Here is a 25,992-nt window from a genome sequence, read left to right as displayed (position 1 = left end):
CGGAGGGACTCCATGGCAGCACAACAACCCACGTCTGCCGCCGAGCTGACGAGCAGTCAGCCCGAGTCGGTCGACCGCTGGAGCCTGGTCGTGGCCGCGGGCCTGCTCTCCTTCGTCGCGATGCTCGACATGAACGTGGTCAACCTCGCGCTCACCGACATCTCGTCCGGCCTGCACGTCTCGCCCGGCCTCGCCCAGTGGGCCGTCCTCGGCTACCAACTCCCGCTCGTGGCCCTCCTCCTGCCCGCCGGTCGGTGGCTGGACCAGGTCGGCACCCGGTCCGCGCTGCTGCTCGCGGTCGGCTGCTTCGCCGCCTGCAGCGTGCTGGCGGCCGCGGCCCCCTGGGCCGGTTGGCTGATCGCGGCCCGGATGCTGCAGGGCGCCTTCGGGGCCGTGCTCTTCGTCCTGATGCCGGTGCTCGCCGCGACGTCCGTCCGGCCCGAGCTGCGCGGGCGGGCGATGAGCGTGCCGGCCACCCTCGGCCCGCTGGGTGCCGTGACCGGCCCGGTCATCGGCGGACTGCTGCTGGACCACCTCGGCTGGCGGGCGGTCTTCCTGGTCAAGCTGCCGGTCTGCCTGGCCGCCGTCCTGATCGTGCTCCGCCACGCCCCGCGGCGCGGCGGACTGCGCCCGCCCGACCGGGCTTCGCTCGGCGACGCCGCCCTGATAGGCGGCGCCGTGGCAGCCGTCCTGCTCGGGCTCACCCTGGCCCCGGAGGCACCGCAGTGGCTGCTGCTGACGCTGCCCGCCGCGCCGCTGGTCCTGCTGTGGCTGCGCCGCCCTGGCGGCCGTCCGGTGGCCGAGGTGCTGCGGACCGCCGGGACCGCCGGGGTCAACGCCTCGGTGCTGTCGCTCGCCGCGGGCTTCGCGGCCTGCCACTACCTGCTCGCCCAGCACCTGCGCGGCCCTCGGGGCGAGAGCGCCACCACCACCGCGCTGACCATGCTGGCGTTCCCGCTCGGCATGGTGCTGGCCGGACGGGTCGGTGGACGGCTGGCCGACCGCTGGGGCGCCCGGCCGACGGCGCTCACCGGCGCCGCCGTCACCACCCTGGGCCTCGCCCTGCTCATCCCGTCGGACACCGGCTGGTCCACCGTGGACATCGCCGCCCGGCTCGCCCTCGCCGGGGCCGGGATGGGCCTCAACGGCGGCCCCACCCAGGCCCTGGTGATGGCCGCGTCCCCGCCCGGGAAGCTCGCCACCGCGGGTTCCGCCGTCCAACTCGCCCGCAGTCTCGGCTTCGCCCTCGGCCCGGCCCTCGCCACCGCCGCCGCCTCGACGGCCGGCGGCGGGGCCGCGAGCGGCACCACCACCGGGACCGGCACGGGAACCAGCGCCGGGATCGCCCTGGCCGCCCTGGTCGCGGCGACCGCCGTCGCCCTGCTCGCCCTGCACCGCCGCCCCAGGCCCTGACCGTCCGCACCCCACCGAAGGACCACCCCGGATGACCGACACGATCCCCTCCCCGGCCGCGACCGACGCCCCGACGGCGAACCCCACCCCGGCCGCGACCGACGCCCCGACCGCGAACCCCACCCCGGCCGCGACCGATAACACCCCGCGCTGCCCGTACGGCCACAACCGCCTCCCCTCCCCCGTCCCGCTGCACGGCCCGGCGTACAAGAGCGACCCGTACCCGCTGTACCGGCAGATGCGCGAGGCGGGGCCGGTGCACCGGGTGGAGTTCCCCAGCGGCATCCACGCCTGGCTGGTCACCGGCTACCGGGCCGCCCACGCCACCCTCAACGACCCGCGCCTGGGCAAGAACCACGCACTGGGCAACGAAGGCTGGCGCCGACTCGCGTCGATCATGCCCGAGCCGCAGCACTCGCAGCTCCAGGTCCACCTGCTCCACCAGGACCCGCCCAAGCACACCGCGATGCGCCGGCTCGTCCTGGACGCCTTCGCCCCGCGCCGGGTGGAGGCCCTGCTCCCCCGCCTGCAGGAGCTGGCCGACGCGCTGGTGGACGAGCTGCCCGAGACCGGCGGCGCCGACCTGGTGGCCGGCTTCGCCGCCCACTACCCCTTCCGGGTGCTCGCCGAAGTCATCGGCCTCCCGGCCGACTTGGCGGGCCGCTTCGACCGCGACTGGGGCAAGGTCGTCCAGCCCGTCGGCCCGCAGGACCCCGGCCGACCGGCGTACGAGGCACGGCTGCGCGGCCTGCAGACCTACATCGCCGACGTCGTCGCCCGCAAGCGCGCCGACTGCCGGGAGCCCGGATGGACGGACACCGAGGACCTGCTCGGCCGGCTCGTCGCCGCCCACGACGCGGGCGAGTTGAGCCGCGAGGAGCTCGACTCCATGGTGTTCCAGCTGCTGGTCGCCGGGCAGGAACCGGTGACCAACCAGATCACCACCATGCTGATCGCCCTGCTGCGCCACCCCGAGCAGCTCGCCCGCCTGCGCGGCGGCCTCGACGAGCCCGGCCGGCTCGCCCGGGCGGTGGAGGAACTGCTCCGCCACGACGCCGCGTTCGAGCTCACGACCTGGCGCTTCTTCGCCGAGGACAGCGACCTGTTCGGCACCACCGTGCCGGCCGGCGACTCCGTGATCGTCTCGCTCTGCGCCGCCAACCGCGACGACACGCAGTTCACCGGGGCCGACCGCCTCGACCTCGACCGCTCCCCCAATCAGCACCTCGCCTTCGGCCACGGCGTCCACTACTGCCCCGGCGCCGCCCTGGCCCGGGCCGAACTCCGGATCGCCATCGGCACCCTGCTCACCCGGCTGCCCGGGCTGCGCCCGGCCGAGGCCCCCGGGGACGGCCTGGCCGACCTCGCCTGGATCCCCGCCGTGCTCGCGCGCGGGGTCAACCGACTGCCCGTCGCCTACGACCGCCGCCGCTGACCCCGGGACACCCCGTCGCCGCGACCCGCCCGGCCGCGCCCACCCGAAGCCCGCACCAGACCACCATCCGTGGAGGACCCACCATGCCGCCCGTCGGCACCGCCACCGCTCCCACTCCCGTCACCGACGCCGTGACCGGGCCCGCCACCTCCGCCGGGCCCGAACGCCTGGCCGCCCGCATCCTCGGACTCCTGCTGCCGCACCGCCGCGCCGCCGACCCGGAGTTCGCCGCCCGCCCGGAGCACTTCCCGCTCCAGCTCGCGCAGTTGGCGGACTTCATCGCCGCCGGTGAGCCCATCGTGTTCACCCTGCCCGGCTTCCCCTGCAAGTCGCCGAACCCGGCGAAGGTGCTGGGCCACCTGCCCGACGAGGGCGAACGGCTGTCCCTGACCTTCCTCGACCGGCTCTGCGCCGAGATCGGACGCCTCCACGAGCCCGGCGCCCGAATCCTGATCTGCTCCGACGGGCACATATTCGGCGACCTGATCAACGTCCCGGACGACCACATCGACGCCTACTCGGACGAGTTGACCACGATGATCGCCCGGGAGGGCCTGCGCCACCTCGCCACCTTCGACCTGCGGGCCGTCCTCGGCGACCTCCCGTACGACGAGAAGCGCGCCCGGGTGCACGAGCGCTACGCCCCCACCGTCGAGGAGTTGCGCGAGCAGGTGCTGACCGAGGAGGAGACCCTGCGGCTCTACCGCGGCATCACCCGTTTCCTCACCGAGGACGCCGTGGGCTTCACCGGCACCCGCTCGGCCCTGCAGCGGGAGTGCCGCCGCCGTGCCTACGCCGTGATCCAGCGCAGCCGCGCCTGGGGCGAGTTGATCGCCGAGCACCACCCGCGGGCCGTACGGCTGTCCATCCACCCGCAGCCGGCCGGGGTCGCCAAGTTCGGCATCCGGCTGCTGGCGGCGGCCGACGCCTGGACCACCCCCTGGCACTCCGCGGTGCTCCACCGACCGGACGGCAACTGGGAGTTGCTGCGCAGCGAGGAGGCCGCACGGCTCGGCCGCGCGGTCCTGCGCGACGGCCGGCCGAGCCATTACGAGGGCCACGCGGACAGCCACGCCGGCCGCTGAGCCTCCCCCTCCCCTTTCTCCCTCCCCGAGGACCGGCTACGTCACCGTCACGGAGGCCACCGCACCGGCCGGGGTGCGGTGGTCGAAGGCGATCAGCGGATCGCCGGTGAGCGGGTGATCGATCACCGCCGCCCGGACGCCGAAGACCTCCGCCATCAGCTCGGGGGTCAGCACCTGGCGCGGAGCGCCGGAAGCCACCAGGGCGCCGCGGTGCAGGACGTGCAGCCGGTCGCACACCGAGGCGGCGGCGTTCAGGTCGTGCAGGGCGACCAGGGTGGTCCGGCGCTGCTCGCGCAGCAGGGCGAGAAGTTCGACCTGGTGCCGGACGTCCAGGTGATTCGTCGGTTCGTCCAGCACCAGGACGTCCGGCTGCTGCGCGAGCGCGCGGGCCAGCAGCACCCGTTGCCTTTCCCCACCCGACAGTTGGCCGAACCGGCGGTCGGCGGCGCCCGCCATGCCGACCCGGTCCAGCGCCCCGGCGGTGATCCGGTGGTCCTCGGCGTCATCGGCGGCGAACGCCCGCTTGTACGGGGTGCGACCCATCGCGACCACCTCGCGGACGCTCAACTCGAAGTCCCCGCCGCGCTCCTGGGGCAGCGCGCCGATGTGCCGGGCGGACTGCGCGGGCCGCAGCTCCGCGAGGTCCCGCCCGGCCAGCAGCACCCGGCCGGCGCTCGGCCGCAGGTGCCGGTAGACGGTGCGCAGCAGGCTGGACTTGCCGCTCCCGTTGGGCCCGACCAGCCCGGCGACCTCCCCCTCCTCGGCGACCAGGTGGACCCCGGCCACCACCGTCCGCCCGGCCAGGGTCACGCTCAGGTCCTCGACGGCGATCCTCACGTGCGCTCCAGTCGTCGGTCCAGCAGGTAGAGCAGGGTGGGGGCGCCGAGGACGGCGGTGACCACGCCGATCGGCAGTTCCTGGCCGTCCAGGGCGGTACGGGCGACGGTGTCGACGACGACCAGCAGCAGCGCCCCGGTGAGCGCGGACAGCGGCAGCAGACGCCGGTGGTCGCCGCCCAGGAGCAGCCGGCACACGTGCGGCACCATCAGGCCGACGAAGCCGATCGCGCCGGAGACGGCGACCAGGACGCCGGTCAGCACGCTGGTGACGACGAACACCTCGCGGCGCAGCCGGGCGACGTCCACGCCGAGCCCGGCGGCCGTCTCGTCGCCCATCAGCATCGCGTTGAGCCCCCGGGCACGGGCCTGCAGCAGAGCCAGGCCGAGAACCACGGCGACGGTGGGGACGGCGAGTTGGGCCCAGACGGCGCCGCCGAGACTGCCCATGAGCCAGAACAGCACGCCCCGGGTCTGCTGCTCGTCGCGGGTCTGCAGGACGAGGTAGCTGGTGATGCCGCCGAGGAACTGGGCGATGCCGATGCCCGCGAGGACCAGGCGCAGCGGGGAGAAGCCGCCGCCCCGCCGGGCCATCAGCCAGACCAGCGAGAACGCGGCGAGCGCGCCGGCGAACGCCGCCAGCGAGACGGTGAGACCGAGCGCGCTGCCGAAGGAGAGCTGGAGCCCGAAGGTGGTGCCGAGGACGATGGCGGCGACCGCCCCGAGGGAGGCTCCGGAGGAGATGCCGAGCAGGTACGGGTCGGCGAGCGGGTTGCGGACCAGGGCCTGGACGGCGGTGCCGACCAGGCCGAGTCCCGCGCCCACCACCGCCGCCAACAGGGCTCGCGGCACGCGCAGTTGCCAGACGATGAGGTCGCGGGTGCCCGGTTCGGCAGCCCGACCGGTGAGTCGGCGGGCGACCACCGACCAGACCTCGCCGGGCGGGATGTCCACCGCGCCGAGCGAGACGGCTGCGGTCAGCGCGAGCACCAGCGCGACGGCGAGGACGGCGGCCGTCGGCCCGGCCCGCAGCGTGCGGGCCGGACGGCGGGTGACGGCGGCCTCCGTGTGAGCGGCCGGAGTCACGTTCTACTGGCCGTTCTTGACGAGGTCGGGGTGGACGGTCGCGGCGATCTGCCGGACGGCGTCCGCGTTGCGCACACCCGCGATGGTGGTCACCTCCGAGCCGAGGCGGACGAAGTGCCCCTCCTGGACGGCCTTCAGGCCCTGGGTCGCGGGGAAGCTCCTGAGGAACGCCTCGGCGTCGTCGAAGGCCTTGCGGGTCGCCTCCTCACTGCCCCGGTTGCGGACGGCGAGCTGGATCCAGTCCGGGTTCTTGGCGACGACGTCCTCCCACGAGCCGGGCTTGAAGTCGGCGTCGCAGTCGGCGAACACGTTGCGCGCCCCGGCCTGGGTGATCACCGCGTTGGCGACCTGCCGGCCGCAGACCGCCACCGGCTGCTTGGTGCCCGCGTCGAAGTCGAAGACGAAGTAGCTCGGCCGCTGCCCCTCCGGCACGGCGGCGAGCGCGGTGCGCACCTCGCCGATCTGCCGCTCCATCCCGGCCACCAGTTCCTCCGCCCGGGCCGAGGTGCCGGTGACGGCGCCGAGCCGGCGGATGTCGTCCTCGATCCCCGCGAGGTCGGTGCGCGGCGCCTTGGCCGCCTTCGGGGTCCCGGCGCAGGCGGTGGAGAGCAGGTAGACGTGCTGGATGCCGGCCGCCGCGTACTCCTCCTCGCTCGGCCCGGTGGCTCCCCCGCCCATCATCGGCATCGCGCTGAAGGTGTCCACGTAGAGGTCGGCGCCGGAGCCGAGCAGCTTCTCCTTGGGGATCACCTTCTCCCCCAGGACCGGCACCTTGGCGCCCTGGTCGGCGAGGTCCGCCGGCAGGGTGCCCTTGCCGGGCGGGAAGCCGGTCCCGACCACCCGGTCGCCGGCACCGAGCCGGAGCAGCATCTCCAGGCTCGACGCGTTGCTGGTGACGATCTTCGCCGGCGCCTTGGCGACGACGGTCTCCTTGCCCGCGCAGTCCGCGACCTTCACCGGGTAGGCGCCGGCCGGGGCCGCCTGGGCCGCGGCGGTGACGGAGGCACCCTGCGGGCCCCCGCCCCCGCTTCCGCAGGCCGTGGCGAACAGGGCGACGGCGGCCGCGATTCCGCAGACAACGCGTGGGCGCATGACAACTCTCCTGGTCGGTGGTCCGTGCTCGGGCCCGTGCAGCGGACCCGGACCAGGTAGTCGGACGCCCCGGGCGCCGGGTTCCCGGGAATCCACCGGAAAGGGCGCCACCGCCCGCCGCAGCACGGACGTAGGCTGACCGGATGGCCGACCCCACCGCCCCGCGCGACGACCTCGACCTCCCCGTCCGGCTCGGGTCGCGCCCGCCCCGCCGCGTGGTCTCCCTGGTGCCCTCGCTGACCGAGGCGGTCGCCGCCACCGCGCCCGGACTGCTGGTCGGCGCCACCGACTGGTGCACCCACCCCGCCGATCTCACCGTCACCCGGACCGGCGGAACCAAGAACCCCGACGTCCCCGGTGTCCTCGCGCTCGAACCCGACCTCGTCATCGCCAACGACGAGGAGAACCGGCGCCCCGACCTGGACGCGCTGCGGGCGGCGGGCGTCCCCGTCTGGGTCACCGACATCCGCACCCTGGACGACGCCTTCCGGTCCCTGGACCGGCTGCTCACCGTCGCCTGCCGACTGCCGCGCCCCGGCTGGTTGGACGAGGCGGAGGCGGCCTGGGCGCCGCTCGGACCGAGCCCCGACGACTCCGAGAGCTCCGACACCTCCGAAGGCCCGACGGCGGTCGTGCCGATCTGGCGCCGCCCGTGGATGGTCCTCGGCCGCGACACCTTCGCCGGGGACCTGCTGCGCCGCCTCGGCCTGCGGCTCGTCCACGCCGACCACCCCGAGCGCTACCCCGCCGTCCCGCTGCCCGAACTGCTCGACTGTCGAGCAGAGTTGGTGGTCCTGCCGGACGAGCCGTACCGCTTCACCGCCGAGGACGGCCCCGAGGCCTTCCCCGGCACGCCGGTCGCGCTGGTCAGCGGGCGACACCTGACCTGGTACGGGCCGTCCCTCGTCACCGCACCGGCCGTCCTACGGCAGGCGATCGCCCACCCGTTCACAGCAGGCGCGGCCGACGCCTGACGGACGGAGATCCGCTCGGCACCGCGGGACCGCCGACGACATGGACGAGCCCGGGACGCGAAGTCGCGTCCCGGGCCCTGTGGGGCAGGCGAGGTCAGCCGCGTGCGGCGGTGACGGCGGCGCCCAGCGCCTCCTTGATGCGGGGGCCGAGACGGGCGAAGCCCAGCTCCTTCATGGCCGCGCGCAGCAGCTCCTCGTCACTCCGCTCGACCCCGTCGCCGTCCACCCACCGCACGACGGCGAGCAGCTCGTCGGCCGAGTAGGCGGTCACGGGACGACCGGGCGTGAAGTCCGGCTTCACGCGACCGGCAGCGGGCTCGGCCTCGGGCTCGGGCTCGGCCGCGGAGGTCTCCGCCTCGACGAGGGGCTCCTCGACGACGACCTCGGCAGCGGCCTCCTCGGCCACGACCTCGGCAGCGGGCTCCTCGGCCACGACCTCGGTCACCGGCTCAGCCTCGGCAACGTCCTCAGCAGCCACGGCCACCTCGGCAACGGGCTCCTCAACGACGGCCTCGGGCTCGGCCTCGGCCTCGACAACCGGCTCCTCGACGACGACCTCAGCAACGGGCTCCTCAACAGCGACCTCGGGCTCGACCTCGGCAGCGGCCTCCTCGGCGACAACCTCGGTCACCGGCTCAGCCGGCGCGGCCTCGGCCTCGGCCTCGGCCTCGACGACAACCTCGGCCACCGGCTCAGCCTCGGCGACATCGTCAGCAGCCACGTCCACCTCGACAACCGGCTCCTCGACAGCGGCCTCGGGCTCGACCTCGGGCTCGACCTCGACCTCAGCCTCGACCTCGGGCTCGGTCACCAGGGCCTTCGCCTCGACGGCGGGCTCCTCGTTGACGGCTCCGGTCTCCGTCACGTCGGCCTCGGCGGCGGGCTCCTCGACCTCGACGGCCGACTCCGCGTCCTCGGTCGCGGTCTCCTCCACCGCTGCGACCTCGGCCAGGGCGGCCGTCGCCGCGGCGACCAGGTCGTCGGCAGCCGGGGAGGGGGCCGGGAGGGAGACCACGGCAACCGGGGCCTCTTCCGTCAGCTCCTCCGCGGCGGCCGTCTCGACGGCGGCGGCGTCCGTGTCGGAGTCCGAGCCCGGCATCGCCTCAACACCGGTCTCAGCCTCGGTTACGTCCTCGACCTCAGCCTCGGCCTCGACGTCGACAGCCGCATCGACCTCGACGGTCTCCCCGGCGGGAGCGGTCACCGGGGCCGGGACCTCCTCCACGAGACCGTCCCGCTGCCCACCGGCGAGCGCCTGACGCGCAAGCGCTTCAGCGTCGGCCTCGGCACCGGCCTCGGTCTCGGCAGCCGATTCCTCGACCGCCGACTCTTCGACCGCCGACTCCTCGACCGTCAGGTCCTCGGCGGCGGCCTTCTCCGCCAGCCCGTCCCGCTGCCCGCCCGCGAGCGCCTGGCGGGCCGAATACGCGGCCTCGGCGGCGCGGCGGTCGGCCTTGGCGGCGGCGAGTTCGGTGAGCAGTTCGCCGAGACCGGCCTCCTCCAGCGTGGCGCGCAGGCCGCGGATGGTGGGGAGGCGGTAGAGGGTGCCCTCGTCGGCCGCGAGCCGCTCGACCAGGTCGATGAGCTCGGCGAAGGGCAGCCCGTCCAGGTCGTGGTCGGGCAGGAGGCGGGAGAGCTCGCGCAGGCCGGTGTTGATCGCCTCGAAGGCCTGGGCGGTGCGGTCGATCAGGGCGCCGTCGGCGGGCGCCACCGGGAGGCTGCCGGCCGGGGCGAGGGCGGCCCAGGCGCGGCGCTCGATCTCGGCGGAGGTGAGCGCCTCGTGCAGGTCCTCGCGGCGGACGCGCCGGTCGGTGGCGAGGGCGGCGGCCTGCTTGCGCAGCGAGCGGCCGCGCAGCCAGGAGAGCTTGACGCCGTTCTCACGGCGCCAGGCGCTGTCGGCGGTGGCGGCGGCGAGGGCGCCGAGGTCGGCGTCGTACGCGGCGGTGGTGAGGGTGGCGGAGGTGCGGTGCACCCGCTGGAGCATCTCGACGAGGAGCGCGGTCTTGGCGACGGTGTCCGGCTCGTCGAGCTTGACCTCGGCGGCCAGGGCGGTGACGGCCTCCCAGGTCTGCTGCAGGTCGCTGCCGCGCAGCTCGGCGAGCGCGGTGGACGCGGCGCGGGCGTCCTCCGGGGTGGCGACGGTGTCGACAGCCGCGTACCAGGCGTGGGTGTCGGCGGTGAGGGTGAAGGCCCCGAGTTCGGCGTAGCGGCCGAGGTCCTCGCGGAGGTCGGGCTCCGCGGCGGCGTCCTGGGGGTCCTTGACGTCTGCGGCGTCGGCGACGTCCGCCGGGTCGGCTGCGTCGGCTTTGCGCGAGTGAAGCACTGTCATGTGAGGTCCGGTTCTGGGCGACGACGGCGGGGCTGGCGGCGAGGGGGCGGCGGACCGGTTGCGCGGGGGTGCCCCGGGGAGGGGCGAGGGGGCGCGCGGGCGGGCTGCCGGTGTGGAGGCCCAGAATACGGGTGCCCGTTCGAGCCATGCACGCACCCACCGCCCCGACGGGCCGGTGTCGTGTGCCATACCGCCCGCCTGGCCGCTACTCGGGGGACCCTCCCGGGTGGTCCGGCGCTGGTCCGGACGGGTGTCCCGGCCTCCGAACGGTGGACGGACCGGGGCGGCGGCCGGGCCTTCGCAGCCGTTCCAGCGGGACCTCGCGGACGCCGCGGCGCGGCCGGCCGACCGGTGGCCGGTACCCGGCGCGGCCGAGGGCGGGCAGGTCGACCGGCGCGAGGTACTCGCTCAGAGCGGTGCGGCGCCACCACGCGCCGGTTTCCCGCAATTCGCGCCAATCGGTGAACCGGTAGAGGTAGAGGGTCGCCCGGACGTGGGTCGGTGGGGCGTCCGGAAAGGGGTTGTGGCGCAGCAGCCGGAGCGTGGCCGGGTCGCCGGCGAGCAGGCGGGCGACGAGGGGCAGGAACCAGGGGCGGGCGTAGCCGGGCGAGATGCCGGCGAACCACATCAGCCAGTCCAGCCGCAGGTGGTAGGGGGCGTACTGACGGGGCAGGCGGCGCACGTCGCCGGGTTTGCCCTTGAAGCCGTACTCCCGCCACACGGTGCGCGGGGTGAGGACCGCCTCGTCGGTGCCCTCGACCACGACCTCCTGGCGCAGGCGGTTGACGCTGCCGAAGGCGCCGTAGGTGTTGACGAGGTGGAGGCGGTTGAAGGAGCGGTTCATGACCTGGCCGCGGGAGACCATGTTCCGCACCGGCCAGTAGCTGAGGACGACGACGGCCGCGGTCAGCGCGATCACCAGCGTCTCGTACCAGAGCGGGGTGCCGGGGTAGGCGCGGGCGTGGACGGGCAGGCCGAGGCGGGCGGGTTCCACGGCGGCGACGGCCAGGGTCACGGTGAGCCAGTTGAGCCAGGCGAAGTTGCCGGAGGCGATCAGCCACAGCTGGGTGGCGATGACGGCGCAGGCCGCGTAGCTCGCGACCGGCTGCGGGAGCAGCAGGGCGAGCGGTACGACGAGTTGGACGAAGTGGTTGGCGGCGACCTCGACGCGGTGCAGCGGGTCGGGCAGGTGGTGGAAGAACCAGCTGAGCGGTCCGGGCATCGGCTGGGTCTCGTGGTGGTAGCGGAGGCAGGTCAGGTCGCGCCAGCAGCTGTCGCCGCGCAGTTTGATCAGTCCGGCGCCGAACTCGACGCGGAGGACCAGCCAGCGCATCAGCCACAGCACCGGGGTGGGCGGTGCGGTGTCGGCGTTGCCCAGGAAGGCGGCGAGGAAGCCGGCTTCCAGCAGCAGGGACTCCCACCCGAAGGAGTACCAGGTCTGCCCGACGTTGACGATGGAGAGGTAGAGGGTCCACAGCACGGCCCAGAGGAGGATCGAGGCCCAGAGCGGCACCGCGTCGCCGAGCCCGGCCGTGACGGCGGCGGCGAGGGCGGCCCCGCTCCAGGCGACGGCGGCGAAGAAGCGGTCGCTGTAGTGGAGGTGGAAGAGGCCGGGTGACTGCCGGAAGGGGACGCGCGCGGTGAAGCGGGGCACCGGAAGCATGCCGTTCTCGCCGATGAGGGCGCGGAACTGCGCGGCGGCGTTGAGGAATCCGATCAGGTAGAGCGCGGCGAGCAGGCGTTGGACGAGCAGCCGGCTCAGCCAGTAGTCGGGGGCGGCGAACCAGTCCATGCGGCCCATGCCTACCACCGCCGTCCGGCGGGCGGGCCCGGCCGGGGCGCGGGCGGCGGACGGTTCACCCGCTCGGCCCGGCCGGGGCGCGCGGCGCCGTGGGGGCGGAGTTCCGTTCGGTGCCCGGACGGCACTGTGGCGGGGAGCCTCTCATCGGGGGTGAGAGGCACCCCGCCACGGTGGTGGGTGGCGCTGACGGCGCGGGTGGTCCGGATGGTGCAAGTCGTGCAAGTCATGCAAGTGGTACGAGCAGTACGACTGGTGGACGGACTGTGCGTAGTGCCTGTCATGCGGGGGACGTGGGTGATGCGGGTGATGCGAGGGACGCGCGGGACGCGGGTGATGCGGGTGATGCGGGCCAACCGGCCCGCACGGACGGATCGGGCGGTTCGGGCGCGGGCCTCGGTGCCGCACGCGGGTGACCGGTCGGCGGCTCAGCCCGGCAGGACGAGTCCGGCTCCGCCGGCGATGCCCGGACGGCCGGTCGCGGTCGCGGCGCCGTTCTGCTGCAGCCGGTCGACCAGCAGCGCGGCCAGCGTGCCGAGCTCCTCCTCCGTGCGGGACTGTGCGGTGACGTCCATGCCGACGGTGAGGACACCGTTGACCTGGCCGGTGCGCGCGGCCCGCAGCGGGGTGCAGGTGAAGCTGAAGATCTGCTGGATGCGCTGGGCGTCGGGGCTGGTCGACTGCACCCGGACGTCGTTGAGGACGGTGGTGCGCCCGGTGCGGTACGCCTCCGAGACGGCCTGCTGCAGGCCGGCCACGCCGAGTTGCGGGTAGGCCTGACCGATCGCGCCGTACGCCACCGGGGCACCGAAGGCGCCGGCGTGCTGGGCGTTGGCGTAGCGGATCTCCTGACCGGGGCCGTCGGTGAGCATGATGGGGAACGGGGAGCCGTCGAAGGCGGCGAACATCTCCTGCTGCTGGGCGAGCAGGTTGTCGCGCAGCCGGATCTCGGAGAGCAGCGCCTCGGCGAGGTGCTGGATGTCGCGCAGCCGCTCGCGGCCCCACTGCCGGGGTTCCCGGTCGAGGACGCAGACGGTGCCGATGACGGTGTTGGTGTCGTCGACGAGCGGGGCGCCGAGGTAGGCCCGGACGCCGAGTTCGTCCACGACGGGGTTACCGGCGAATCGGGGGTAGGCGAGGATGTCGTCCAGCGCGAGGGGCGAGCGCTGGGCGACCACGTGCGGGCAGAAGCCGTGGCTCATCGGCATCTGCCGGGTCGGAAGGTCGAAGGCGATGCCCCGGTCCGCCCACGAAGCTCCCTCTTCGGCCGCGATCTCGGCCGAGTTTGGCGGAATGTAGAGCCCCCGGAACATCTGGCGCTCGTCGTTGATGAAGTTGACCATCGCGATGGGAGCGCGGGTGATGCTGGCTGCCAGGTGCGCGAAGCGGTCGAAGGCCTCGTCCGCGGACGGTTCGTTCAGACCCAGGCTGCGCAGCCTGCGGGTCCGCTCGGACTCCCCGGCGGCACCCGGGAACTGGCCTTGAGTGCTCATCACATCAGTCATGGCGCACATGTAATCAGACATCCGGGCCCTTCGGTGCTACCGGTACCGGTCACCAGCGTTGCTGATGCACAGTCAAAGCCGCATGTGAACGGGCGCTCAGCCGGGTTGCGAGGAGGGGAAAGATCATTCCCCTCCCCGCGCGGGAACGAAACCCGTGAGTAACTACGACGCGCCGAATCTCGCCATTCCAAGATCAACTAGCTGTGAAGGGGGTGTTCACATATGACAATGAGCCCTGCCGGAGACACGGACGGTATTCCTCTCCCCCCGGGAAACCGCGCCAGGGTCCGCATGCACCGATTGCAAGGGAGCGATCGGCCGCCACACCTCCACACCCCCACCCGAAATCCCCGGGGCGCGGCCGGAGCGGCATCGACGGCATGAACGGAGGCACGACACCCACTGGAACGAGAGGACCAAGCATGGCTATGGACTACTTCACCGACGAGCGACACGAGAGCCTCCGGGCGGAGGTCCGTGAGTTCGCGGAGAAGGAGGTGCGTCCGCAGGTCGCCAGAATGGAGGCCGACCGGGAGGTCGAGTTCGAGCTCTCCCGGGAGATCGCCCGCCGCGGCTGGATCGGCGTGACCATCCCCAAGGAGTTCGGCGGCCTGGGGCTGGGCCACCTGGCCAAGACCATCATCGTGGAGGAACTCGCCCGCGTCAGCGGCGCGATGGGCGCCATGGCGCAGGCCTCCCAGCTCGGCGTCGCCAAGGTCATCCACTTCGGCTCGGACGCGCAGCGGCGCGAGTGGCTGCCGAAGTTCGCCTCGGGCGAGTCCCTGCCGACCATCGCGGTCACCGAGCCGGAGTCGGGCGGGCACGTGCTCGGCATGGCCGGCACCGCCCGCCGCGAGGGCGACGAGTACGTGATCAACGGCCGCAAGTGGTTCGTCGGCAACTCCCACATCGGCGACGTGCACGGGGTGGTCTTCCGCACCGACAAGGGCAGCGGGGGGCTCTCCGCCTTCCTGGTCGAGAGCGACCGGCCGGGCTTCCGCACCGGCACGCTCGGCACCCAGGGCGGCCTGCACGGCTTCAGCTTCGGCGAGCTGATATTCGAGGACTGCCGCATCCCGGTCGGCAACCGGCTGGGCGAGGAGGGGCAGGGCCTGGACGTCGCCTACTCCTCCTCCACCCTCTACGGCCGCCTCAACCTGGGCGCCGTGGCGCTCGGCATCCACGTCGCGATCGTCGAGGACGTCGTGCGCTACGCCGAGGAGCGCGTCCTGTACGGCAAGCCGCTCAACCAGCTGAACAGCGTCGCGCTGAAGCTGGGCGAGCTGCAGTCCAAGCTGATGACCGCCAAGCTGGCCGCGTACCACGCCTCGCACCTGCTGGACAACGGCAAGCCGTGCGACGCCGAGCTGATGAACGCCAAGCTCATCAACACCGAGTACGCGATGGACTCGGCGCGCAGCGCGATGGAGATCCTGGCCGCCCGCGGCACCCAGGAGGAGTTCAACATCATCCGCTACCTGCGGGACGCGACCCACATCTACGCCCCGGCCGGCACCTCGGACGTCCAGAAGCTCCGGCTCGGGCAGGTCGCCTCGGGCACCTACGGCAAGCAGTGGTCGGCCGAGCTGTCCGACCTGGCGAGCTGGGCGTGGACCGAGCTGAACCAGCTGGAGGCCGAGGGCCGCGACGAGAAGGACGGACGGGTGGTGCCGATCTCGCTGGCGGGCTGATCACCGGTACCGGTCCGGGCGCCCCCCGCACCTGACCGGGCTGATCAGCGGCACCCGACCTCCGGCCAGGGCCCGGCCGGGACAGACGGTGGCGATCCTTCAGCATACGATCGTTTGACCTGTTCCTGACGGCTCTCCGAGAAGCGCACCCCGCCTCCCGGAGGGCCGTCCGCATGTCACGACGAAGGCGCTGAGCTGCAGCAATCCATCGGCGAACGCTCCGGCCGCCGAGAACCTCCCGGGTCATCAGCCGTTCACATATCGTCAGTTGATGTTGCGATGAGGCCACCTGGGACTGATAGGTTTCCTGCCGTCGGCGGCCGTGGCTGTACACCGCCCGGACGGTGACACCGCGTCACCCCGTCCGGCGGCCCCGGCCTCGGCGCCCTGAAGCCCGCCCGGGCCGCACGGGCCGATCCGTCGTTCGGACCCCGCGACCCGGCCTGCAACTCGGCCCTGCAACAAGGAATCAGATGCCAGGCATATCGGCCCCCCGCACGGGCCACCGCGCCGGCCGGTCCGGCTCCCTCCGCAGCTCGCTCCTCGCCCTCGTGCTGGTCCCCAGCCTGGGCCTCGCCGCAGCCTGGGGCTACGCCGCCTACCTGCTGCGCGACGCCGGAAACCGCACCGCGCTGCTGATCGGCACCGCCGTCGTCGCCGTGGTCCTGCTGTTCAGCCTCATCCGCGGCATCCGGGCCGCCCGGATGCTGTCCGGCCGCCTCTCCGGGCTGCGCGCCGACACCCTCGCGCTCGCCCAGCAGGAGATCCCCGAGGTGGTCGGGCGACTGCGCGCCGGCGAGCCGGTGCCCACCCCGCCCGCCTGGGCGCCCTCCCGCCGGATCGGCGACGAGGTCCAGCAGACCGCCGACGGCCTCGCCGCCGTCCGCCAGGCCGCCGTCGCCGCCATCGTCCACCAGGCCCAGGGCCGCGAAGGGACGAAGAAGGTCTTCCTCAACATCGCCCGCCGCACGCAGATCCTGATCCACCGCCAGATCAGCATGCTGGACGCGCTGGAGCGCGAGCACGAGGAACCCGAGCTGCTGCGCGAGCTGTTCGCGGTCGACCACCTGGCCACCCGGATGCGGCGCAACGCCGAGAATCTGGTCATCCTCGGCGGCGCACTGCCCGCCCGCCGTTGGCGCAACGCCGTGCCCATGGTCAACGTGCTGCGCAGCGCCGTCTCCGAGACCGAGAACTACGCCCGCGTCGTCGTCCAGGGCGTGCCGCGCGCCTCGCTCAGCGGACAGGCCGTCGCCGACGTCATCCACCTGATCGCCGAGCTGATCGAGAACGGCACCACCTTCTCCCCGCCGTACACCCAGGTGCAGGTCTCCGCGCAGGAGGTGCCCAAGGGCCTGGCGGTCGAGGTCGAGGACCGCGGCCTCGGCATGGGCGAGGAGGAGTACGAGCGGCTCAACGAGTACCTGGCCAACCCGCCGGAGCTGGACGTCTCCGCGCTCGGCGACGACCTGCGCCTCGGCCTGTTCGTCGTCGCGCGGCTGGCCGCCCGGCACGACATCCAGGTCACCCTGCGGCCCTCGCCGTACGGCGGCACCCGGGCCGTGGTGCTGGTGCCCTCGGCCCTGCTGGAGCAGGCCGAACAGCCGGCCGCGGTGCCCGGACTGCCCTCCGGCGCACGCGTCACCCGCACCCCGGTCCCGGACGCCCGGGCGACGGGAGACGGCGACCTCGGGGAGGTCGACGAGGAACTGTCGGGCGCGCTCGCCGGAGTGCTCAGCGGACTACTGGGCAACGGACCGACCGGACCCGCCGGGCCTGCCTCCCCGGAGACCGGGCTCGACGGTGCTCCGGGAACGACCACCGGTGCCGTCGCGGGCGACGGCACCGTGATCGCCGGCGAGCTGGTCGACCCGCGACCCGCGGACGGCGGCCGCGCGGACGGCCACCTGCCGGACGGCGGTCTCCTCGACGGCGGACTGATCGACGGGGGGCTGCTGGAGGGCGGTCTGCTGGACAGCGGGCTGATCGACGGCGGACTCGTCGACGGCGGGCCGCGGGACGGTGCTCCTGCGGCACCGGCCAACGGCGGTCTGCCCGTCGGCGCCCGGATCCCCGGACTGCCCGGTGCCGTGGTCGTCCCGCGGCCCGCCCTGCCGCGCCCGTACGACGTCCCCGGCGGCGCGGGTGGCGACGTCCCCGCGGACGCCCTCGCCGAGGGCCCGTCGGCGGGCCACTACGGCACGGAGCTCGCGGGCGAGCCGGCCGCGGTGCCCTTCGACCCGGCGCCGTTCGACCCGGCGCCCGCCGACCACTCCGCGACGACCCACGAACGCCCGCAGGAGGACCGCGTGGAGCACGGCCCGGACGGCGAACTGCGCACCCCGCGGGTCCTGCCGCAGCGGGTCCGCAACGCCAGCCTCGCCGAGCAGCTCCGCGAGGCCAACGCGCCCGGCGCCCTGCTCCCGCCGTCCCTCGGCCACCCCGGCCATGCGGGCCCCGCCGGCGCCGTCCGACCTGCCGCGCCGGGCACCCCGGCGGCTCCGGCCGCCCCGCTCGCGCCCCGGTACGGCGGTGCCGAAGCCGACGCCGAAGCCGAGGACCCGTCACCGCAGCGCTCCCGCGCCACCATGGCCGCCATCCAGCGCGGCACCCGGACCGCCCGCGCGGCCGCCACCGAACCGGGCGCCCCGGCCTCCCCGGCGCCCGCCGCCCCCCGCACCCCGGCCGCACCTTCCGCCGCTCAGGAAGCCTCCGCCGCTCAGGAAGCCAAGGAACAGCAGTGATGACGCAGCACACCGAAACCCAGCGCGACCTCAACTGGCTGCTGGACCAGCTGGTCGCACGGGTCCCCGAGACCCGGCACGCCATCGTCCTCTCGGAGGACGGCCTGCTGGTCGGCATGTCCCAGGGCCTCGACCGGGCCGACGCCGAGCACCTGTCCGCCGTCGCCTCCGGCCTGCAGAGCCTGGCCCGCGGCGCCGGGCACCGCTTCAACGGCGGGCGGGTCCGGCAGACCGTGGTCGAGATGGACCAGCTGTTCCTGTTCGTCACCACCGCCGGGCAGGGCGCCCGGCTCGCCGTCCTGACCAGCGAGCAGGTGGACGCCGGACTGATGGCCTACGAGATCAACATGCTGGTCAAGCAGGTCGGCCAGTACCTCACCGCGGCGCCGCGCAGCGATGCCGGCCAGGTCGGCGTGGGTGGCGGTGCGTGACCACCGCCGACACCGACGAGGGCTGGTTCTACGACAAGGACGCCGGCCATCTGGTCCGCCCCTACGCGATCACCAACGGGCGCACCGGGCCGGTCCGTGACGGCTTCGCGCTGATCACCCTGGTGGTCACCGCCGACCCGCGCACCGACACCACCCGGCTCTCGCCCGAACCGGCCGCGATCATCGACCTGTGCCGCGAACGCCCGCTGGCCGTGGCCGAGATCGCGGCCACCCTCGACCTGCCGGTCAGCGTGGTCAAGGTGCTGCTGGACGACCTGGCCGAGGCCCGGCTGATCCTCACCCGTGCCCCGGTCCAGCTCGCCGAAGCACCCGACATCTCGCTGATCCAGGCCGTGATCGAGGGCGTCCGCAGACTCTGAGGGGCGGTGCCCCCGCCGCGGCCGTACCGACGGCCGGCGGGGGCACCGCCCGACGCGGCTCCGGTCGCGCCGGCGGCCCGGTTCCCCGGTCGGCTCCGGTCGGCTCCCGTCAACCCGGGCGGCCCGGCCGGCCCCAGTCGGACCGGCTGCCGCAGTTGCCCCCCGCTCTCCCAGTTCCCTTCCAGGAGACCCGAATTGACGACCAAGAGCCTGGTGCCCGGCGCGGTCAAGATCCTCGTCGCCGGCGGCTTCGGCGTCGGTAAGACCACCATGGTCGGCTCGGTCAGCGAGATCGAACCGCTGCAGACCGAGGAACGGATGACCCGCGCCAGCATCGGGGTCGACAGCCTCGACGGCATCCAGGACAAGTCCACCACCACGGTGGCCATGGACTTCGGGCGGATCACCGTCCGCGAGGACCTGGTGCTCTACCTCTTCGGCACGCCGGGCCAGTTCCGCTTCTGGTTCATGTGGGACGACCTGGCGCTCGGCGCCCTCGGGGCGATCATCCTCGCCGACACCCGACGGCTCGAATCCAGCTTCGCCGCCGTGGACTTCTTCGAGCAGCGCGGCATCCCGTTCGCGATCGGCGTCAACTGCTTCCACGGCCGCCGCGACGCCACCCCCGACGAGGTGCGCCGCGCCCTCGACCTCGGGCCGGAGGTCCCGGTCGTGCTGTGCGACGTCCGGGAGCGGGCGTCCAGCAAGGAACTGCTGCTCGCGCTGCTCGACCGGGTGCACCGCAACGCCCTGGCCTCCGGGCGGCGGTGAGGGCGGTCGCCCGCCCCGCGGGCGGCCCTGGCTGCGCGGTCCGCTGCGGACGTACCGGCCGCTACGGCCGCACGGGTGGCCGTGGCCGTGCCGTCGGCCGTAGGGGCACGGGTGGCCGTGGCCGTGCCGTCGGCCGCGGGCCGCGGGCCGCGGGTCGCGCGGGCGGTCGGTCCCGACCGCGGAGCCGTGCGGCTAGGCGTGCGCCGGGTCGAGCTCGGCGAGCGAGCCCACCAGCGGAGCGAGCTCGGGGACCTCGGTGGCCCGGGCCAGGGTCGCCTCCAGGACGGCGTCGTGCACGGGCCGGGCGACCGCCAGCAGCTCGCGGCCCGCCGGCGTCAGCTCGGTGTAGATGCCGCGCCGGTCGTCCGCGCAGAGGTAACGGCCCAGCAGGCCCCGGTCCTCCAGCCGGCTGACCAGCCGGGTGGTCGCGCTGCTGCTGAGCGCCGCCGCGCGGGCCAGCTGCTGCATCCGCATGTGCCAGCCGTCCTGGCGGGAGAGCGCGTCCAGCACGGTGTACTCGACCACCGAGAGCTTGCACTCGGCCTGGAGCGCCTTCTCCAGGGCGGTGTCGATCATGCCGTGCAGGGCGGCGAGCGTGCGCCAGCCGCGGGCCCGGATCTCGGCCGCGTCGTCCCGGATCCCCATGGCGCGCCGTCCTTTCCGCTGCACCTCGTGGTCGGTGCCTCCTGGGCGACAAGTATGCCAGTCAGCGCGGATTACCGGTCCCTGCAAGCAGTTCGGCCGATGGCTCACCCCTCCCCGGTCCAGGCCGCCGCGCAGAGCGCCGTGGCCAGCTCCTCCGTGTACCAGGCAGCCGCCAGCCAGGCGGCGGCGAAGGCGTCATGGTCGTCCGCGACGACCCGGCCGAACACGTCACGCTGCTGGTCGGCCGCGGCGGCCCGCAGGCCGTCCAGCAACTCGGCGGCGGTGGTCAGCCCGGCGGCGCGCAGCAGGCCCCGGTCGGCCGCCGCCGTGGCCCCGCTCGGGCCGAGGGCGTGCCGACCGGTGGTGACCGTCTGCTCCACCCGCCGGCCGAGCACGTGCACGGGCGGACCGTACGACGCGGGGGCGTCGGAGCGCTCGGGAGCCGTACGGTCCGTCACGCCGGGGAGCGCGTCGGCGGTCGGAGGGTCCGTCGCAATGGGGACGGTGAGGTCGGCGGTCTGCAGGCGTTCGAGGCCGAGGTTGACCCGGCCCGCGCCGTCGGCCACGGCCAGCGGGTCGGGCGCCTGCGGCGGCGTGCCGATCGCGAGCACGCGCAGCTCCGGGCGGTCCGTGCGTTCCAGCCGGCCGACCACCCGCAGCCGCAGGCCGGGCACGGTGGCGAGCAGCGCGAGGTTCGCCCGGAACGGCAGATCGGGGTGCTCGTGCGCCGCGCGCAGGGCGATCACCGGCCCGTCCTCCGCGCACCGCGCCAACAGCTGCGGCGCCCCGCCCGGCCCGGTGGGGGCCGGGCCCAGCAGGGTGACGTCCAGGAAGAGCAGGTCGCTCCCGGCCGGCCGGCTCTCGTACGGGAGGTCCTGCGCCGCGAGCGCCCGTGCCACCTGGGCCGCTGCCGGTTCGGCCCAGAGCCGGGCCGCCGGCTCGGCCGCCCACGCCGCGCCCGCCGCGCGGACGGCCCGGACGGCGGCGCCGGCCCCCAGCCGCCCGGAGGCGGACCGGGTCGCGCCCTGGACGACCAGCCCGGTGCGGCTGAACTCGCGGTGGCTGAGCGCGGCGTCGCCCAGCCGGACCGTCCGGTTGCCGGCCCCGACCGCCTGCGGGGCGGCCGCCGCCGCGTCGTCGTGCGGCATGACCTCGGCGATCGTGCTGAGCCGCCCGTCCGCGTCCACCGCCCAGCTGACCGCGCCCGCGTGGGTCGCCGTCAGCACCGGCTCGGCGAACAGTCCGTAGAGCCGCAGGCCGCCCTCCTCCCGGTAGGCCTGGCGCGCGGTGCCGCGCAGCTCGGCGACCGGGCCGACGCCCGCGGTCAGCGCGGTGGTGAGACCGAGCAGCTCGCGAAGGCCGGCCACCAGGTCCGCCAGCCGGTGGTCGGGCGCGCCGGTCCTGGCCGCCCGGACCCCGGTCACCACGGCGACGGCCGCCGCGGCCGGTCGGTGCAGGCCGGCGAGCCGGGCCCGGTGGCCGGCGCGCAGGAGTTCGGCCTGGGCGACGGCGCCCGCACCGCTCACCCCGGCGGCGAGGACGGCGGTCGCGGCCCGGTGGAGGTGGCGGGCGGCGTCGAGCTCGGCGGTGGTGAGCGGGGTGAGGGGGGCGACGGGGGCCTGCGGTTCGACGGGCGCCGGGCCTGCGGGCGCGGCTCCCGCCGGGGCGGGTGTCCCGGGCTGTCCGGGCGTCCCGGGCTGCTCGGTCGTCCCGGGCGTCCCGGACGGGTCCTCCTCCGCGGTCGGCTCGGCAAGCGGGCAGAGGGTGACGGCCGCGGCCCGGTGCACGCAGGCCGGGGCGAGCAGGCAGCCGCAGCGGACGTCCGCCTGGTCGGCGACCGTACCGCCCGGCGCGTACAGGACGAGCACCGTCTCCTCGTCCACCTCCACCCGCCACCCGTCGCCCTCGCGGGCCACCGGACGCTCCGCCAGCTTCGCCGCCGCACCGTCCAGCCGTTTCTGCAGCCGGGCGCTCAGCCCCGCCACCACCTCGGCGACCACCTCCGGCCGCACACCCGGCCAGTCACTCGTCCGCGCAATCACGCTCATCGCACCTTCTCCCCCACCCAGCGGGCCAGTTCCAGCGGGCTCAACGCCGCCACGGGCATTCCGGCCGCGACCAACCGGCTCGCGACCGCCTTCGAGTAGCGGGCCGTCCCGGTGTCGTCCAGCGCCGCGCAACCCAGCAGGTGCACACCGGAGTCCACCAGCGCCCGGGTCTGCGCCAGCAGCCCGGCCACCGGCCCGCCCTCCTCGAAGTCGCTGACCACCGCGACCAGCGTGCGGGACGGCACCGTCACCAGCTCCCGCGCGTAGCGCAGGCCGCTCGCGATGCTGGTGCCGCCGCCGATCCGCACCTCCAGCAGCAGGCTCAACGGATCCTCGACGCGCTCCGTGAGGTCGACCACCTCGGTGGAGAACGCGACGAAGTGGGTGCTCAGCGAGGGCACCCCGGCCAGGATCGAGGCCGTCAGCGCCGCCCAGACCGTGGAGGCCTCCATCGATCCGGAGACGTCCACGACCAGGATCAGCCGCCAGTCGTTGGCCTGGCGCGCCCTCGTCCGGAACACCGGGCGCTCGGGCACGATCAGGGTGCCGCCGTCGGGCGAGGGACGGGCGGTGGCCAGGTTGGCCCGGATGGTCCGGTCCAGGTCCAGCCCGCCGCCCGGCCGCCGGGACGGGCGCGGCACCGCGATCCCGGTCAGCGCCGGGCGCAGCGTGGTCGCCAGCTGGCGGGTCAGCTCGTCCACCAGCCGCCGCACCAGCGGGCGCAGCCGCGCCAGCCGGGCCTCGGGCAGGCCGCCCGCGTGCTCCAGGACGGTGCGCAGCAGCTCGACGGACGGGCGCACGGCGGACGGGTCGATCGCCTCCAGGACGTCGGTGCGGCCCTGCGCGACGGCGGTGGCCAGCACCTCCTCGCGCAGGCCAGGTCCGAACAGCGACTCCAGTTCCTCGGCCCACTCCCGCACGCCGGGGTAGGGGGCCTCGCGGCCGCCCCGGCCGCCCCGGCTCTCCAGTCCGGGGCCGGAGCCCTCGCCGTGCCCACTGCCGTACAACTCGTCCAGGGCGGTGGCGATTCGGGCGCTCCGGCCGCTCAGGCCGCCGTTGCCGGGGCGGCCGAGGAGCAGCCGCCAGCGGTCGGCGGGGGCGAGGGTGTGCCGGGCCGGGTCACCCACGGGGGTGGGCCCCGGCGCGTGGGCCCGCTCGGCGTCCCGCTCGGGGGTCGCCTCGGGGGCCGGCGGCGCCGCCGGCAGCAGGCCGCGGCGGGCCAGCGCAGAGCGGGCCGCGAGGTCCGCCCGCACCCAGCCGGCGACCACGGCGGGGCCGGCCTCCTCCGGCAACGCGGTGAGGCGGGTGCCCAGGCGCTCCTCGACCAGGGCCAGCAGCCGGTCGCGGGCGGCCGGGCTGAGCGTGTCGAAGCCGCCTCGCAGCGCGGGCAGCCGGTCCAGGAAGGCGTCGTCGGGCAGCGAGGTGACCCGCTCCAGCACCGGCTCCAGCGCTTCGGGAGCGGAGTCGAACAGTCCCTCCGCCGCCGTCAGCAGCCCGACCAGCGCCCGGCCGAGCGCGTGCCGCGCCTCCGGGCCGGTCGCGCCGTCGACCCAGGAGGCCGCCCGGCCGCCCAGCTCCCCGGCCGCGTCCTGCCCCAGCAGCACCCGCACCGCGCCGGCCGCGCCCCGCACCAACGGGCTCCCCCGCTCGACGAGTTCGGCCAGCACGTACGCCAGCCGCACCCCGCCCAGCCGGTCCGCCCGCCGCACGAGTTCCACCAGGGCCCGGGCGTCCTGCGGGTCGTCGGAGCCGCCCAGCCCCTCCAACTGCCGTACGGCGGCGACCGTCAGGACCTCCCCGGCGGCTGCCAGGGGGGCGGCCGAGAGCGGCTCGACCGGGAGGGGGGCGGAGGATCCGGACTCCCGGGCGCGGTCGGCGTCGACTGCGCCGCCGGTGGGCTCGGACTCCCCCGACGGACCGGCGGTCGGCAGCTCGCCCGAGGTCCGCGGAAGCGCAGCTCCGCCCGGCGCAGGGGTGGCCGCCGCCGGTGCCGTCCCCTCGCTCGGGGCGCAGCCCGGGAAGTGGCCGGCGGCGAGGCGGTCCAGGAGCGAGAGGGCGTCGAGGAGGTCGGGGAGGGTGGCCGAGGTGGGGAGGGTGGTGGTGAGTTGGGTGAGGCGGGTCGCGGTGAGGGTGGGGAGGGCGCAGGAGGCGGCGGCGGTGAGGCCGTCGATGATCTCGCGCGGGGACGGGTCGGCGGTGAGGCGGCTGCGCAGGGCGCCTTCGGCAGCCTGGGCGGGGGTGACGCCCCGGGTGCCGGCGACGGTGAGCATGGCGGCGGTGGCGGGCGTCCAGTGGAGGTTCCAGCGGGTGCCGAGGGCTTCGGTGCCGCCGGCGCCGGTGGTGGCGACGGGCTCGGCGTAGGGGACGTCGCAGGCGGTGAGGCGGTGGAGGAGGATCTCGCGGCGGCGGTCGAGGGGGCTGCGCAGCGGGTCGAGGCGCAGGTCGCGCGGGCCGGGGTCGCCGGGGCCTGGGAGGCCGAGGTCGGCGAGGAGGGTCTCGACGGCGGGTGCGAGCCCGCTGCGCGGGGCGGCGGGGGTGGGACGGCCGGTGCGGGTGCCGATCAGGACCTGTCCGAGGGCGCGGGCGACGGCCCGGCCGCGGCCGAGGGGTTCGCCCTGGGCGAGGACGGTCTGCACCGCCTCGACCAGTTCGCCGCGGCCGGGGGCGGCGTGGCCGCGCAGCCGGGCGAGGTCGCCGGCCAGGCGGACGATCTCGCGGGCGTCCGCCGGGCCGCTGGGGTGGTCCTGGGCGCGCAGGGCGGCGCAGATCCGGACGGCGGTGGTGGTGAGTGCCTCGGCGAGCCGTTCGGGGTCGCCGCCGGCGTCGAGGACGGTGTGCTGCCACTCCGGGTCGCGGATGCCCGCCGGGTAGCCGGAGCGGGCGTCGAGCAGCGGGTAGGTGTAGGGGATCAGGGACAGGACGTGGCCGGGGTCGTCGGGCGTCGCTTCGTCGGCGACGACCGGCCCGTCCAGCAGGGCGGGGGCGTGGAAGGCGCCGATGACGGCGGCGATCCGGCGCCCGCCGGCCGAGGCGGCGCGGATGCGGGCGCGCATCCAGGCCTCGCGGCGCAGGTCGTACGGGTCGACGCCGGGACCGGCCTCGGCGTCGTGGCGCAGCGCCCAGCCCACGAGCAGGGCGGCGCGCCGGACTGCCTCCGGGCTGGAACCGGGGGCGGCGGTCTCGACCAGGCGGTCCCACAGGTCCTCATCGGAGTCCCGGCCGGTGAGGCGGTGGCGCAGCGCGTCGGCGACGCCGGGCGCACCGGCCGTGCCGGGCTCGGCGGCACCGGGCCGGCCTGCCGCGGCCCGGGCGGAGCGGTGGGCGAGCGGGAGGTCACAGGCGATGGCCTCCACGCCGTTGCGCCGGGCCCACCGCAGGGCGGCGAGTTCCGGGGAGAAGTCGGCGAAGGGGTAGAAGGCGGGCCCGCCCGCCTCCTCGGGCCCGGCCGGGGCGGCCGCGAGGGCGACCGGGGCTTCGGTCGCCTCGTCGGCCAGCCAGTCGAGCCAGGGTTGGAACTCGGCGGGCAGTTCGACCAGGACCGCCTCCGGCCGGGCGGCGTCGAGCAGCGCGGGGACGGCCGCGCTGAGGGACGGCGCGTGGTGGCGCACGCCGATCAGGTAGGGCCCCGGTCGGCCGGTGCCGGAGGCGGCCAGCCGGTCGGCCTCGGTCCGGACCGTCCGGTCCGCGTCGTCCGGGGCGGGTGTCACCGCGCTGCTCGTGCTCATCGGC

18 protein-coding genes are annotated in these 25,992 nt (G+C 75.2%); 9 read left to right on the top strand and 9 right to left on the bottom strand.

Translation table 11 applies throughout. The features are described from left to right. Positions 1-12 precede the first annotated feature (12 nt). From ACIGG8_RS12425 to ACIGG8_RS12415, 3 genes are all read left to right on the top strand, one after another. The gene (locus ACIGG8_RS12425) at positions 13-1,413 is read left to right on the top strand and encodes an MFS transporter (RefSeq protein WP_396547487.1); all 1,401 of its coding nucleotides are present in this window, start codon (positions 13-15) and stop codon (positions 1,411-1,413) included. A 31-nt stretch (positions 1,414-1,444) separates the two neighbouring features. Further along, on the top strand, positions 1,445-2,848 hold the full coding sequence (locus ACIGG8_RS12420; RefSeq protein ID WP_396547486.1) for a cytochrome P450: 1,404 nt from the start codon (positions 1,445-1,447) through the stop codon (positions 2,846-2,848). Between the two features lie 83 nt (positions 2,849-2,931). Next, positions 2,932-3,933 carry an L-tyrosine/L-tryptophan isonitrile synthase family protein gene (locus tag ACIGG8_RS12415; RefSeq protein WP_396547484.1) on the top strand — a complete coding sequence of 334 codons (1,002 nt, stop codon included), beginning with the start codon at positions 2,932-2,934 and terminating at the stop codon, positions 3,931-3,933. A gap of 36 nt (positions 3,934-3,969) precedes the next feature. Here ACIGG8_RS12415 and ACIGG8_RS12410 read toward each other — a convergent pair whose 3' ends face one another. Genes ACIGG8_RS12410 through ACIGG8_RS12400 form a run of 3 tightly spaced genes read right to left on the bottom strand, consistent with a single transcriptional unit; the run spans position 3,970 to position 6,947 of the window. Then, positions 3,970-4,770, bottom strand: coding sequence for an ABC transporter ATP-binding protein (locus tag ACIGG8_RS12410; RefSeq protein WP_396547483.1), 801 nt, complete (start codon positions 4,768-4,770; stop codon positions 3,970-3,972). After that, the gene (locus ACIGG8_RS12405) at positions 4,767-5,855 is read right to left on the bottom strand and encodes a FecCD family ABC transporter permease (RefSeq protein ID WP_396547482.1); all 1,089 of its coding nucleotides are present in this window, start codon (positions 5,853-5,855) and stop codon (positions 4,767-4,769) included. The genes ACIGG8_RS12410 and ACIGG8_RS12405 overlap by 4 nt, the downstream gene beginning before the upstream one ends. Positions 5,856-5,858: 3 nt before the next feature. Further along, the gene (locus ACIGG8_RS12400) at positions 5,859-6,947 is read right to left on the bottom strand and encodes an ABC transporter substrate-binding protein (protein WP_396547480.1); all 1,089 of its coding nucleotides are present in this window, start codon (positions 6,945-6,947) and stop codon (positions 5,859-5,861) included. A gap of 143 nt (positions 6,948-7,090) precedes the next feature. Here ACIGG8_RS12400 and ACIGG8_RS12395 point away from each other — a divergent pair, with 143 nt between their 5' ends. Next, positions 7,091-7,921, top strand: a complete 831-nt coding sequence (locus ACIGG8_RS12395; protein WP_396547478.1) for a helical backbone metal receptor — start codon at positions 7,091-7,093, stop codon at positions 7,919-7,921. A 94-nt stretch (positions 7,922-8,015) separates the two neighbouring features. Here the strand turns inward: ACIGG8_RS12395 and ACIGG8_RS12390 are convergent, their stop codons facing one another. The 3 genes from ACIGG8_RS12390 to ACIGG8_RS12380 all read right to left on the bottom strand — a co-directional run bounded on the left by ACIGG8_RS12390 (position 8,016) and on the right by ACIGG8_RS12380 (position 13,553). Beyond that, entirely contained in the window at positions 8,016-10,250 is a 2,235-nt protein-coding gene (locus ACIGG8_RS12390) for a hypothetical protein (RefSeq protein WP_396547476.1), read from the bottom strand. 205 nt (positions 10,251-10,455) lie between these two features. Then, positions 10,456-12,042, bottom strand: a complete 1,587-nt coding sequence (locus tag ACIGG8_RS12385) for a lipase maturation factor family protein (RefSeq protein ID WP_396547523.1) — start codon at positions 12,040-12,042, stop codon at positions 10,456-10,458. Between the two features lie 434 nt (positions 12,043-12,476). After that, a complete protein-coding gene (locus tag ACIGG8_RS12380; protein ID WP_396547474.1) occupies positions 12,477-13,553 on the bottom strand; it encodes a GAF domain-containing protein in 1,077 nt (358 codons plus the stop codon). 422 nt (positions 13,554-13,975) lie between these two features. Here ACIGG8_RS12380 and ACIGG8_RS12375 point away from each other — a divergent pair, with 422 nt between their 5' ends. From ACIGG8_RS12375 to ACIGG8_RS12355, 5 genes are all read left to right on the top strand, one after another. Continuing rightward, positions 13,976-15,244, top strand: coding sequence for an acyl-CoA dehydrogenase family protein (locus ACIGG8_RS12375; RefSeq protein WP_396547472.1), 1,269 nt, complete (start codon positions 13,976-13,978; stop codon positions 15,242-15,244). 473 nt (positions 15,245-15,717) lie between these two features. Next, positions 15,718-17,988 carry an ATP-binding protein gene (locus ACIGG8_RS12370; protein ID WP_396547470.1) on the top strand — a complete coding sequence of 757 codons (2,271 nt, stop codon included), beginning with the start codon at positions 15,718-15,720 and terminating at the stop codon, positions 17,986-17,988. After that, entirely contained in the window at positions 17,988-18,419 is a 432-nt protein-coding gene (locus ACIGG8_RS12365; RefSeq protein ID WP_350519085.1) for a roadblock/LC7 domain-containing protein, read from the top strand. The genes ACIGG8_RS12370 and ACIGG8_RS12365 overlap by 1 nt, the downstream gene beginning before the upstream one ends. Then, positions 18,416-18,799, top strand: a complete 384-nt coding sequence (locus ACIGG8_RS12360) for a DUF742 domain-containing protein (RefSeq protein WP_396547468.1) — start codon at positions 18,416-18,418, stop codon at positions 18,797-18,799. The genes ACIGG8_RS12365 and ACIGG8_RS12360 overlap by 4 nt, the downstream gene beginning before the upstream one ends. A 195-nt stretch (positions 18,800-18,994) precedes the next feature. Next, positions 18,995-19,570, top strand: coding sequence for an ATP/GTP-binding protein (locus tag ACIGG8_RS12355; RefSeq protein WP_350519087.1), 576 nt, complete (start codon positions 18,995-18,997; stop codon positions 19,568-19,570). A 192-nt stretch (positions 19,571-19,762) separates the two neighbouring features. Here ACIGG8_RS12355 and ACIGG8_RS12350 read toward each other — a convergent pair whose 3' ends face one another. The 3 genes from ACIGG8_RS12350 to ACIGG8_RS12340 all read right to left on the bottom strand — a co-directional run bounded on the left by ACIGG8_RS12350 (position 19,763) and on the right by ACIGG8_RS12340 (position 25,988). Beyond that, positions 19,763-20,215 (bottom strand): MarR family winged helix-turn-helix transcriptional regulator, encoded by a 453-nt coding sequence (locus tag ACIGG8_RS12350; protein WP_396547467.1) that lies wholly within the window; start codon positions 20,213-20,215, stop codon positions 19,763-19,765. Positions 20,216-20,319: 104 nt separating this feature from the next. Next, entirely contained in the window at positions 20,320-22,263 is a 1,944-nt protein-coding gene (locus ACIGG8_RS12345; protein ID WP_396547465.1) for a hypothetical protein, read from the bottom strand. Further along, the gene (locus ACIGG8_RS12340) at positions 22,260-25,988 is read right to left on the bottom strand and encodes a DUF5682 family protein (RefSeq protein ID WP_396547463.1); all 3,729 of its coding nucleotides are present in this window, start codon (positions 25,986-25,988) and stop codon (positions 22,260-22,262) included. Before ACIGG8_RS12340 ends, ACIGG8_RS12345 begins: the two co-directional genes overlap by 4 nt. Positions 25,989-25,992 lie beyond the last annotated feature (4 nt).

Source organism: Kitasatospora sp. NPDC085464, from assembly GCF_044541955.1.
Taxonomy (GTDB): Bacteria; Actinomycetota; Actinomycetes; order Streptomycetales; family Streptomycetaceae; genus Kitasatospora.
This window is presented reverse-complemented; position numbering and strand designations above follow the sequence as displayed.

What these genes read in the sequence shown, in the direction of transcription:
- ACIGG8_RS12420 (WP_396547486.1), top strand. Translation starts at nt 1,445, where the DNA reads ATGACCGACACGATCCCCTCCCCGGCCGCGACCGACGCCCCGACGGCG.
- ACIGG8_RS12390 (WP_396547476.1), bottom strand. Translation starts at nt 10,250, where the DNA reads ATGACAGTGCTTCACTCGCGCAAAGCCGACGCAGCCGACCCGGCGGAC.
- ACIGG8_RS12340 (WP_396547463.1), bottom strand. Translation starts at nt 25,988, where the DNA reads ATGAGCACGAGCAGCGCGGTGACACCCGCCCCGGACGACGCGGACCGG.
- ACIGG8_RS12400 (WP_396547480.1), bottom strand. Translation starts at nt 6,947, where the DNA reads ATGCGCCCACGCGTTGTCTGCGGAATCGCGGCCGCCGTCGCCCTGTTC.
- ACIGG8_RS12395 (WP_396547478.1), top strand. Translation starts at nt 7,091, where the DNA reads ATGGCCGACCCCACCGCCCCGCGCGACGACCTCGACCTCCCCGTCCGG.
- ACIGG8_RS12365 (WP_350519085.1), top strand. Translation starts at nt 17,988, where the DNA reads ATGACGCAGCACACCGAAACCCAGCGCGACCTCAACTGGCTGCTGGAC.
- ACIGG8_RS12350 (WP_396547467.1), bottom strand. Translation starts at nt 20,215, where the DNA reads ATGGGGATCCGGGACGACGCGGCCGAGATCCGGGCCCGCGGCTGGCGC.
- ACIGG8_RS12345 (WP_396547465.1), bottom strand. Translation starts at nt 22,263, where the DNA reads ATGAGCGTGATTGCGCGGACGAGTGACTGGCCGGGTGTGCGGCCGGAG.
- ACIGG8_RS12380 (WP_396547474.1), bottom strand. Translation starts at nt 13,553, where the DNA reads ATGACTGATGTGATGAGCACTCAAGGCCAGTTCCCGGGTGCCGCCGGG.
- ACIGG8_RS12425 (WP_396547487.1), top strand. Translation starts at nt 13, where the DNA reads ATGGCAGCACAACAACCCACGTCTGCCGCCGAGCTGACGAGCAGTCAG.
- ACIGG8_RS12370 (WP_396547470.1), top strand. Translation starts at nt 15,718, where the DNA reads ATGCCAGGCATATCGGCCCCCCGCACGGGCCACCGCGCCGGCCGGTCC.
- ACIGG8_RS12385 (WP_396547523.1), bottom strand. Translation starts at nt 12,042, where the DNA reads ATGGACTGGTTCGCCGCCCCCGACTACTGGCTGAGCCGGCTGCTCGTC.
- ACIGG8_RS12415 (WP_396547484.1), top strand. Translation starts at nt 2,932, where the DNA reads ATGCCGCCCGTCGGCACCGCCACCGCTCCCACTCCCGTCACCGACGCC.
- ACIGG8_RS12375 (WP_396547472.1), top strand. Translation starts at nt 13,976, where the DNA reads ATGGCTATGGACTACTTCACCGACGAGCGACACGAGAGCCTCCGGGCG.